The sequence below is a fragment of the Streptomyces sirii genome, assembly GCF_045690365.1.
Lineage (GTDB): Bacteria > Actinomycetota > Actinomycetes > Streptomycetales > Streptomycetaceae > Streptomyces > Streptomyces sirii.
Genome location: NZ_CP147982.1, coordinates 6,813,566 through 6,825,373, shown reverse-complemented (window position 1 = coordinate 6,825,373; position 11,808 = coordinate 6,813,566). Strand labels below are relative to the sequence as shown.

Here is an 11,808-nt window from a genome sequence, read left to right as displayed (position 1 = left end):
GATAAAATCGTCGATGCCCTGCGCGCGTCAATGAAGGAGACGGAGCGACTGCGGCAGGAGAACCAGGATCTGCTCTCCGCCGCGCACGAGCCGATCGCCATCGTCGGCATGGGCTGCCACTTGCCCGGCGACGTACGCAGCCCGGAGCAGTTCTGGCAGCTCATCGCCTCGGGCGGGGACGCGATCGCCGGGTTGCCGACGGACCGGGGCTGGGACCTGGAGGCCTTGTTCGACCCGGACGCGGACCGCTCGGGCACCGTGTACACGCGCCACGGCGGATTTCTCACCGATGTCGCCGACTTCGACGCGGAGTTCTTCGGGATCAGCCCGCGCGAGGCGACGGCGATGGACCCGCAGCAGCGTTTGCTGCTCCAGACCTCATGGGAAACGCTGGAGCGCGCCGGAATCGATCCGACGACGCTGCGGGGAAGCCGCACCGGCGTTTATCTGGGAACCGCGTTCCAGGATTACGCGACGCGCGCCAAGCCGTCCGAACTCGGGGAATACGAGGGGTATTTCCTGACCGCGGGAGCGGCGAGCGTGCTCTCGGGCCGTATCGCGTACACGCTCGGCCTCGAAGGCCCGGCGGTCACCGTCGACACCGCCTGCTCGGCGTCGCTGGTGGCGATCCACGCCGCGTGCCAGGCGCTGCGCCGTGCCGAGTGCTCCCTCGCGCTGGCCGGTGGCGTCACCGTGATGACCACCCCCCATCAGCTCCAGGGGTTCAGCCGGCAGCGCGGGCTGTCCCCGGACGGGCGGTGCCGGTCCTTCGCGGCGGCGGCGGACGGCACGGGCCTGTCCGAAGGCGTCGGCGTCCTGCTGCTGGAGCGGCTGTCCGACGCCCGGCGGCTGGGCCACCGGGTCCTCGCCGTGGTGCGCGGCAGCGCCACCAACCAGGACGGGGCGAGCAACGGACTGGCCGCGCCCAACGGCCCCTCGCAAGCGCGGGTGATCCGCCAGGCGCTGGCCGACGCCGAGCTGACCACCGCCGAGGTCGACGCGGTGGAGGCGCACGGCACCGCCACCACGCTGGGCGACCCGATCGAGGCACAGGCGCTGCTGGCCACCTACGGCCAGGACCGCACCGACCCCCTGTGGCTGGGCTCGGTGAAGTCCAACATCGGCCACACCCAGGCGGCGGCCGGCGTCGTCGGCGTCATCAAGATGGTGCTGGCGATGCAGCACGGCGTGCTGCCGCCGACCCTGCACGTCGACGAGCCGACGCCGCATGTGGACTGGTCGTCGGGGCGACTGGAGCTGCTGACCGAGGCGGTGGCCTGGCCGGAGACCGGCCGCCCCCGCCGCGCCGGGGTGTCGTCGTTCGGCATCAGCGGCACCAACGCCCATGTGGTGCTGGAGCAGGCGCCCGCGGCGGACGGGCCGGCGACCGAGGCCGTCGGCGGCACCCCGCCGCGGACGGTGCCCTGGGTGCTGTCCGCGCGCAGTGCGGACGCCTTGCGGGAGCAGGCCCGCAACCTGCACGCCTGGCTGGGCGACCGCGATGAGCCGGCCGCGGCGGACGTCGGGTACGCGCTGGCCACCACACGGTCGGCCTTCACCCACCGGGCCGCGCTGGTCGCGGCGAGCGGCGAGGAACTCGCCCGGGGCCTGGCCGCGCTGGCCGAGGACCGCCCCGATCCGGCGGTGACGGTCGGTACGGCGGTGCGCGGCAAGCTCGGGTTCCTCTTCACCGGCCAGGGCAGCCAGCGCGTGGGCATGGGACGCGAACTGTACGAGGCCTCGCCGGAGTTCGCCGAGGCGTTCGACGCGGTGTGCGCGGAGCTGGACCGGCATCTGGACCGGCCGCTGCGCGAGGTGGTGTTCACGGCCGCCGGCGACGACGGGCTGCTGGACCGGACCGGGTACACCCAGCCGGCGCTGTTCGCCCTGGAAGTCGCGCTGTTCCGGCTCTTCGCGCACCGCGGCGTCCGCCCGGACTATGTGACCGGGCACTCCATCGGCGAGGTGAGCGCCGCGCATGTGGCCGGGGTGCTCTCGCTGCCGGACGCGGCGGCGCTGGTGGCGGCGCGCGGCCGGCTGATGCAGGCGCTCCCCGAGGGCGGCGCGATGGTCGCCGTGCAGGCCACCGAGGACGAGGTGCGCCCGCTGGTGGCCGAGCGCGCGGCGCTGATCGACCTGGCCGCGGTCAACGGGCCGTCCTCCGTGGTGGTCGCCGGCGCTGAGCAGGCGGTGCGGGAGGTCGCCGAGCACTTCGCGGCACAGGGGCGCAAGACCAAGCAGCTGACGGTCTCCCACGCCTTCCACTCGCCGCTGATCGACGCCATGCTGCCGGAGTTCCGCCAAGTGGTCTCGCAACTGACCTTCCACTCCCCCGAGATCCCGGTGGTGTCCACCCTGACCGGCCGGGAGATCACGCCGGAGGAGATCCGGACGCCGGAGTACTGGGTGCGGCACGCCCGCGGGACCGTGCGGTTCGCCGACGCGATCCGCGTCATGGAAGCCGAGGGCGTCCGCACCTTCCTGGAGCTGGGCCCCGACGGAGTGCTGTCGGCGATGGGTCGGGAGAGCCTCACCTCGGCGGACGTCGATCTGACCCCGGCGCTGCGGGCGGACCGGGGCGAGGAGCTGGCGGCGACCACCGCACTGGCCCGACTGCACACCCGCGGCGTACCGGTGGACTGGCGGGCGTTCTACGCCGGGTCCGGTGCGCGGGCGGCCGAGCTGCCCGTCTACCCCTTCCAGCGCACCCGCTACTGGCTGCCCGCCCCCGCCTCCTCGGCGGCCGTGGGCTCCGCCGGCCTGTCCACCGCCGACCACCCGCTGCTCGGCGCGGTGGTGTCGCTGGCCGACGACGACGAACTGCTCTTCACCGGGCGGCTGTCGCTCGGCGCGCACGGCTGGATCGCCGACCACGCGGTGTTCGGCCAGGCGCTGCTGCCCGGCACGGGGTTCCTCGAACTGGCCCTGCACGCGGGCGAACGGGTCGGCCTCGACCTCGTCGAGGAGCTGACCTTCCACACGCCGCTGGTGGTCCCCGAGCGCGACGCGGTCACGCTGCAGGTGCGGGTGGGCGGCGCCGACGAGTCCGGCCGGCGGTCGCTGAGCCTGCACTCCCGGCCGGACGGGGCGGCGGACGACGAACCGTGGACGCTGCACGCCACCGGTCTGCTCGCACGGGCCGAGGTGCCCGCCGACGAGGAACCGGCCGTATGGCCGCCGCGCGGCGCCGAGCCGGTGGACGTCGCCGGGCTCTACCCGCTGATGGCCGAGACCGGCCTGGACTACGGGCCGGTGTTCCAGGGGCTGCGGGCCGCCTGGCGGCGCGGTGACGAACTCTTCGTGGAGACCGTCCTGCCGGACGGCTCCGGCGCCGAGGAGTTCGGCGTGCATCCCGCGCTGCTGGACTCGGCGCTGCACGGGGTCGCGCTGAACGTCGTCCTGCCCGAATGGGACCAGGCCCGGCTGCCCTTCTCCTGGCGCGGGGTGACCCGGTACGCCACCGGCGCACCCCGGTTGCGGGTGCGCCTGGCGCCGGTCGGTACGGACGCGGTGTCCGTGGTGGCCGCCGACGACACCGGCCGTCCGGTGCTGTCGGCCGACGCGCTGGTGCTGCGCCCGGCCTCGCGCGACCGGATCGAGGCGGCCGGCACCGCCACCCGCGACCGGCTCTTCCAGGTGAGTTGGGAGGCCCTCGCCCCCACCACGGCCCGGGGTGCGGCCGCGGCCTGGGCGGTGGTGGGCACCGGCACCGACGATCTGGCGCCCTACCTCGCCGACCGGTCCGTCGACACCCACCCGGACCTGGCCTCGCTGGCCCGTACGCTGGACGCGGGCGGCCCGGCCCCCGACTCGGTGCTGGTGTCCTGCCGCGCCGACGCGGGCCCGGCGGCCGATCGCGCCGACGCGGTGCGGGCCGCCGCCCACCGGGCGCTCGACCTGGTGCACGGCTGGCTGGCCGAGGAGCGCTTCGCCGGCAGCCGGCTGGTGGTGGTGACCCACCGCGCCGTCGCCGTGGGCGCGGAGGACGTCACCGACCTCGCGCACAGCGCCGTATGGGGCCTGGTGCGCACGGCCCAGTCGGAGAACCCGGGCCGTATCACGCTGCTCGACCTCGACGGCCACGCGGACTCCCGCGGCCGGCTGGCCGACGCCCTCGCCTCGCAGGAGCCGCAACTGGCGGTCCGGGCGGGCGAATTGAGGGCGCCCCGGATGGCGCGGCTGCGCCCCGAGCGGGCGCTGTCCGCCCCGGCGACGCCGACCTGGCGGCTGGGCGTCGACGGCGGCGGGACGCTGGAGAGCCTCTCCCTGCTCGACCACCCCGAGGCCGGTGCGCCGCTGGCCGCCGGTCGGATACGGGTGGGGGTGCGGGCGGCCGGGCTGAACTTCCGCGATGCGCTGAGCGCCCTGGGCATGTACCCCGGGGAGGCCGGACCGCTCGGTGTCGAGGGCGCCGGCGTGGTGCTCGAAGTGGGCCCCGGCGTCGAGTCGGTGGCGCCCGGCGACCGGGTCCTGGGCATGATCTTCGGCGGGATCGGCCCGGTCGCCGTGACCGACCACCGGATGGTCGCCAAGATCCCCGACGGCTGGTCGTTCGCGCAGGCGGCGGCCGTCCCCGCGGTGTTCCTCACCGCCTACTACGCGCTGGTCGACCTCGCGGACCTGCGGCCCGGCGAGTCGGTACTGGTGCACGCCGGAACCGGCGGCGTCGGCATGGCCGCCGTACAGCTGGCCCGGCACCTGGGAGCCGAGGTGTACGCGACCGCGAGCCCGGCGAAGTGGGACACCCTGCGGTCGATGGGGCTGGACGACGACCACATCGCCTCCTCCCGGACCCTGGAGTTCGAGGAGAAGTTCCGGCGGACCGGCCGCGGCCGGGGCGTGGACGTCGTACTGAACTCCCTGGCCGGGGAGTTCGTCGACGCCTCGCTGCGGCTGCAGGCTGCGGGCGGCCGGTTCCTGGAGATGGGCAAGACCGACGTCCGGGACCCGAAGGCCGTCGCCGACGAGCACGACGGCGTCTCCTACCAGGCGTTCGACCTCGTCGACGCGGGACCGGAGCGCACCGAGGCGATGCTGGCCGCGCTGCTCGGCCTGTTCGCGGACGACGCGCTGCGGCTGCCGCCGGTGACCCCGTGGGACGTCCGGCACGCGGCCGACGCGTTCCGCTTCATCAGCCAGGCACGCCACATCGGCAAGGTGGTGCTCACCGTGCCGTCCGGGCTCGATCCGGCGGGCACGGTCCTGATCACCGGCGGCACCGGCGCGCTCGGCGGGGCCCTCGCCCGCCGGCTGGTGGACCGGCACGGGGTCCGGCATCTGACGCTCGTCAGCCGCCGGGGCGCCGACGCCCCCGGAGCGGACGCCCTGGTGGCCGAACTCACCGAGCGGGGCGCCGTGGTGACGCTCGCGGCCTGCGACGTCGCCGACCGCGCCGCGGTGCGGCGGCTGCTCGCCTCGGTGCCGGCCGCGCACCCGCTGACCGCCGTGGTGCACACGGCCGGGGTGCTGGACGACGGGGTACTGGCGTCGCTCACCCCCGAGCGGCTGGACACCGTGCTGCGCCCCAAGGCGGACGCGGCACTGCTCCTGGACGAGCTGACCCGGGACGCCGACCTCGCCGCGTTCGTGCTGTTCTCCTCGACCGCCGGTGTGCTCGGCGGGCCGGGGCAGGCGAACTACGCCGCGGCCAACGTCCTGTTGGACTCGCTGGCCTACCACCGCAAGGCCGCGGGACTGCCCGCGGTGTCGCTGGCCTGGGGTCCGTGGGAGGACTCCGGCAGCATGCTCGGCGGGCTGGGCGAGGTGGACCTGGTCCGGCTCGGCCGCACCGGTCTGGTGCCGCTGTCCGACGAGGAGGGCCTGGACCTCTTCGACGCCGCCGTCGCCACCGGCGAGGCCGCCGTCATCCCGGCCAAGGTCGACGCCGCGCTGCTGCGCCAGGCGCCGGCGGACGAGATGCCGCACATGCTCCGCGGGCTCACCCGGAAGCCCAAGCGCCGGGCCGGCGGCGCGGCGCACCGGCCCGCCGCGGCCGCGGCGCTGCAAAGCCGACTGGCCGCCGCCTCCGAGGCCGAGGGCGAGCAGCTGCTGCTCGACCTGGTGCGGCTGCACGCGGCGACGGTGCTCGGTCACGCCGACGGCGCGACGGTCGCGGCCGACCTCGCGTTCAAGGAGCTGGGCTTCGACTCGCTGACCGCGGTCGAACTGCGCAACCGCCTGGGCGGCGCGGTCGGCACACAGCTCTCCTCCACCCTGATCTTCGATCACCCGACGCCGGCCCTGCTGGCCCGCCATCTGCGGACCGAGCTGCTGGGCGCCGAGGTCGACCGGTCGGCCGCCGCCGCACAGGCGGTCCCCCTGGACGACGACCCGATCGCGATCGTCTCGATGAGCTGCCGCTACCCCGGCGGCATCGCGACGCCGGAGGACCTGTGGCGGCTGGTCACCGACGAGTCGGACACGGTCTCGCCGTTCCCGTCCGACCGCGGCTGGGACGTGGAGAGCCTCTACGACCCGGACGGGAACCGGCCGGGCACGACGTATGTGCGGGTGGGCGGATTCCTCGACGACGCCGCGCGGTTCGACGCCGGACTGTTCGGGATCAGCCCGCGCGAGGCGCTGGCGATGGACCCGCAGCAGCGGCTGCTACTGGAGACCTCCTGGGAGGCGCTGGAGCGGGCCGGGATCGACCCGCTGTCGCTGAAGGGCGACCAGGTCGGGGTGTTCGTCGGGGCCGCGGCCCAGGGCTACCCCTCGGACCCGCGCCAGGCGCCCGAGGACCTGGGCGGCTATCTGCTGACCGGCAGCACCTCCAGCGTGATGTCCGGCCGGATCGCCTACGCCTTCGGCGTGGAGGGGCCGGCGGTGACCATCGACACCGCCTGCTCCTCGTCGCTGGTGGCGCTGCACATGGCCGTACAGGCCCTGCAGCGCAACGAGTGCTCGCTGGCCGTGGCCGGTGCGGCCGCCGTCATGGCGTCGCCCGACATCTTCCTGGAGTTCAGCCGTCAGCGCGGACTGTCCCCGGACGGCCGCTGCAAGGCCTTCGCGGCGGCCGCGGACGGCACCGGCTGGGGCGAGGGCGTCGGCACGCTGCTGCTGGAGCGGCTGTCGGACGCGCGCCGCAACGGCCACCCGGTGCTGGCGCTGGTGCGCGGCTCGGCGATCAACTCCGACGGCGCGAGCAACGGCCTGACGGCGCCGAACGGCCCCTCCCAGCAACGGGTGATCCGACAGGCGCTGGCCAACGCCCGCCTGTCGGCCGACGACGTCGACGCGGTGGAGGCGCACGGCACCGGCACCCGGCTCGGTGACCCGATCGAGGCCCAGGCCCTGTCGGCGACGTACGGGCGCGAGCGCGCCGAGGACCGTCCGCTGTGGCTGGGCTCGGTGAAGTCCAACATCGGGCACACCCAGGCCGCCGCGGGACTGGCCGGCGTGATCAAAATGGTGGCGGCGATGCGGCACGGCGTGCTCCCCAAGACCCTGCACGTCGACCGGCCCACACCGGAGATCGACTGGTCCGGGAGCGGGCTGGCGCTGCTGACCGAGGCCACGCCGTGGCCCGAGAGCGGGCGGCCGCGCCGGGCCGCGGTCTCCTCCTTCGGCATCAGCGGCACCAACGCCCATGTGATCATCGAGCAGTCCCCGGCCGTGACCAGCGAGGTGGCGAGCGCCCCGGAGCCGGCCGCCGCCCCGCTCACGGCCCTGCCCTGGGCGCTGTCCGGCAAGACCGAGGAGGCGCTGCGCGCCCAGGCACGCCGGCTGCTGGCCCACCTCGCCGGGACGACCGACCCCGACCTGGAGGCCGTCGGCCACTCCCTGGCCACCGCCCGCGCCACGCTCGACCACCGCGCCGTGGTGGTCGCGGACGGGCCGCAGGACATGCTGGCGGGCCTGGCCGCGCTGGCCGACGGCCGGGAGGCGGACACGGTCGTCCAGGGCGCGGCCCGCAACCGGGGCAGGACGGTGTTCGTCTTCTCCGGCCAGGGCTCGCAGTGGCCGCGGATGGCCGCCGGGCTGCTCGACGCCTCCGAGGTGTTCGCCGAGCGGATCCGGGAGTGCGAGGCCGCCCTGGCCCCCTTCGTGGACTGGTCGTTGACGGATCTGCTGCGCGGCGCCGACGACGCGCCGTCGCTGGACCGGGTGGACGTCGTCCAGCCCGCGCTGTTCTCGGTGATGGTGTCGCTGGCCCGGCTGTGGCAGTCCTTCGGTGTACGGCCGCACGCGGTGATGGGCCACAGCCAGGGCGAGATCGCCGCCGCCTGCGTGGCCGGCGCGCTGTCGCTCCAGGACGCGGCCCGGGCGGTGGCCCTGCGCAGCAAGGCGCTGGCCGCGATGTCGGGCCAGGGCGGCATGGTGTCCGTCGCGCTGGGCGAGGAGGCGGTGTCCCGCCTGGTGGCGCGGTGGGACGGTCAGCTCTCCGTCGCCTCCGTCAACGGCGCCTCGTCCACGGTCGTCTCCGGGGATCTGGACGCGCTGGAGGAACTGCTGGCGCGCTGCAAGGAGGACGGGGTCCGGACCAGGCCCCTCCCGGTGGACTACGCCTCGCACTCGCCGCAGGTCGAGCAGGTCCGCGAGCGGCTGCTGGAGGAGCTGGCCCCCCTTGCCCCCAAGCCCTCGGAGATCCCCTTCTACTCGACGGTCACCGGTACGGAGCTGGACACCACGGCGCTGGACGCGGAGTACTGGTTCCGCAATCTGCGGCAGACCGTTCACCTGGAGCGGGTGACCCGCCTGCTGCTGGAACAGGGCTACGACGTCTTCGTCGAGGCCAGTCCGCACCCCGTGCTGACCATGGCGATCCAGGAGACGATGGACGCCGCGAACGTGGCCCACGGCATCACGGTGGGCTCGCTGCGCCGCGAAGAAGGCGGCCCGGCGCGCTTCCTGGCCTCGGCCGCGCAGCTGCACACCTGCGGCGTGACGCTGGACTGGACCGCGGCCTTCGCCGGCCGCCGCACCGACCCGGCCGAGCTGCCGACCTACCCCTTCGAGGGTGAGCGGTACTGGCTGGAGCGGGTCGTCGGGTCGGGCGAGGTGACCTCGGCCGGCCTGGGCAGCACCCGCCATCCGCTGCTCGGCGCCCTGGTCGCGCTGCCCGGCTCGGCCGGCACGGTGCTGGCCGGACGGCTGTCGGTCAAGGCCCAGCCGTGGCTCGCCGACCACGCGGTGCTGGACACCGTGCTCTTCCCCGGCACGGGCCTGGTCGAGCTGGTGCTGCGCGCCTGCGAGGAGAGCGGCTGCGACACGATCGAGGAGCTCACCCTCCTCGAACCGCTGGTCGTCGACGCGGACGGCGCCGTCCAACTGCGGGTGATGGCCGGCGAAGCGGACGACACCGGGCGCTGCTCGGTGGAGGTGCACTCCCGCCCGGAGGACGCCCCCGCGGACGCGCCGTGGCACCGGCACGCCGTCGGTGTGCTCGCCACCCACAGCCCCGCGCCGCCGGCCCCCTCGCCCCAGTGGCCGCCGTCGGACGCGGAGCCGGTGGCGCTGGACGACGGGTACGCGGTGCTGGCGGCGGCCGGACTCGACTACGGCCCGGCCTTCCAGGGGCTGCGCGGGGTCTGGCGGCAGGGACCGGACGTCTTCGCCGAGGTCGACCTCCCCGACGAGGCGCAGGCCCGGCGGTACGGCGTCCATCCGGCGCTCTTCGACGCGGCCCTCCACGCGATCGTGCTCGGCGGGCTGGTGGCCGACGCCACCGAGCCGCGGCTGCCGTACGCCTGGAACGACGTGCACCTGCACACCGCGGGGGCGTCGACGCTGCGCGTACGGCTCTCGCCCGCGGGGACGGACGCGGTGTCGCTGACCGCGGTCGACGCGTCCGGCGAGCCGGTGCTCTCGGTCGGGTCGCTGAGGGTGCGGCCGGTGCCGCCGGGGTCCCTCGGCAACGCCCGCCGGGTGTCGCAGCGTTCGCTCTTCCGGATCACCGGTGAGCGGCTCGCGCCACCGGCCACGCCCGCCCCGGTCACCGGCACCTGGGCGGTGCTGGGGCCGGACGACCTCCAGCTGGGGGCCGTCATGGCGGCGGCCGGGGCGCGGCTCGACGGGTACGAGGACCTGGAGGCGCTGGGCGCCGCGGTCGGCTCCGGAGCGCCGCTGCCCGACGTGGTCGTGGTGCCCTGCCTGTGCGACCCGCAGGAGGATCCGGATCCGGCCCGGGCCGCTCGTGAGGCGACCCACCGGGCGCTGGCGCAGGCCCAGGCCTGGGTCGCCGACGAGCGGTTCGCCGCCTCGCGGCTGGTCTTCGTCACCCGTCACGCGATGGACGTCGACGACGAGGCCGCGGAACACGACCTGCGGCATGTGCCGTTGTGGGGTCTGGTGCGGTCGGCGCAGTCGGAGCACCCCGGCCGGTTCGTCCTGCTGGACACGGACGAGGACGCCGCGTCCCGCGGCGCCCTGCCGGCGGCCCTGGCGTCCGAGGAGCCCCAACTGGTGCTCCGCGGCGGCGTGGTGCGCGCGGTGCGGCTCGCCCGGGTCCCGGCCGCCGAGGAGCCGGCCGGGCTGCCGGTGCTCGCGGCGGACGGCACGGTGCTGATCACCGGAGGCACCAGCGGACTGGGCGAGTTGCTCGCCCGTCACCTGGTGGCGCGGCACGGCGTCACCAGGCTGCTGCTCACCAGCCGCAGCGGCCCGGCCGCGGCGGGCGCGGCCGAGCTGGCGGCGGACCTGACCCGGCAGGGAGCCCACGTCACGGTGGCGGCCTGCGACGTGGCCGACCGGGACGCCCTGGCGGCGGTGCTCGACAAGGTCCCGGCGGCGCATCCGCTGACCGCCGTGGTGCACGCCGCCGGTGTGCTGGACGACGGGGTGCTCACCGCGCAGACGCCGGAGCGGATCGACCGGGTGCTGCGGCCCAAGGTGGACGGCGCACTGAACCTGCACGAACTCACCCGGGACGCACGGCTGTCGGCCTTCGTGCTGTTCTCCTCGGCCGCCGGGGTGCTGGGCACCGCGGGACAGAGCGGCTACGCGGCGGCCAACGCCTTCCTGGACGCGCTCGCGCGCAGCCGGCGGGCCGCCGGTCTGGCGGGCAGCTCCCTGGCGTGGGGAATGTGGGAGCGGCGCAGCGGTCTCACCGGCGACCTGTCCGAGGCGGATCTGCGGCGCATGGCGCGCTCCGGGGTCGGGCAACTGCCCACCGAGGAGGGCCTGGCGCTGTTCGACGCGGCGCTGGAGGCGCCGCACGCCGTACTGGTGCCGATGAAGCTGGACCCCGCGGCGCTGCTGGCGGCGGGCGGACCCGGGCCGGTGCCGGCGGTGCTGCGCACGGTGGTCCGGGCCGGGCGGCGCCGCGGCGGCGCCGAGACGCCGGGCGGACCGGGCGGGTCGTTCGCCGCCCGGGTGGCCGAACTCCCCGCCGAGGAGCGGGAGCAGGCGCTCCTTCGCCTGGTGCGGGAGCAGGCGGCGACGGTGCTGGGTCTCGCCTCGCCCGACGCCGTGCCGGACACCCGGGGCTTTTTGCAGCTGGGCTTCGACTCGCTGACCGCGGTCGAGCTGCGCAGCCGACTGGGCGCGGCCACCGGCCTGCGGCTGCCGGCGACGCTCGTCTTCGACCAGGCCACACCGGCCAACGCGGCCCGCTATCTGCGCGACCGGCTCTTCCCCGAGAGCCGGGAGCCGACCGAGTCCGAGGCGGAGGAGACGAGGTTCCGCGAGGCGCTGGCCTCGATTCCGCTGGCCCGCTTCCGGCAGGCCGGGCTGCTGGCGGACGTGCTCCGGCTCGCCGGGGGCGAGGCGGCCGCGGAGCCGTCACAGGCGGGCGAGGCGGCCGGGATCGACGACATGGACGTCGAGGATCTCGTGCGCACGGCCTTCGGCGGGGACAAGTCCTGATCT

Annotated in this window: 1 protein-coding gene; it reads left to right on the top strand. The window is 75.5% G+C overall.

What is annotated here, in order from left to right; translation table 11 throughout:
- Window positions 1-6 precede the first annotated feature (6 nt).
- Complete coding sequence (locus WAB15_RS30530; RefSeq protein ID WP_407289325.1) at window positions 7-11,805, top strand: SDR family NAD(P)-dependent oxidoreductase; 11,799 nt, start codon at window positions 7-9, stop codon at window positions 11,803-11,805.
- The last annotated feature ends 3 nt before the right edge of the window (window positions 11,806-11,808 follow it).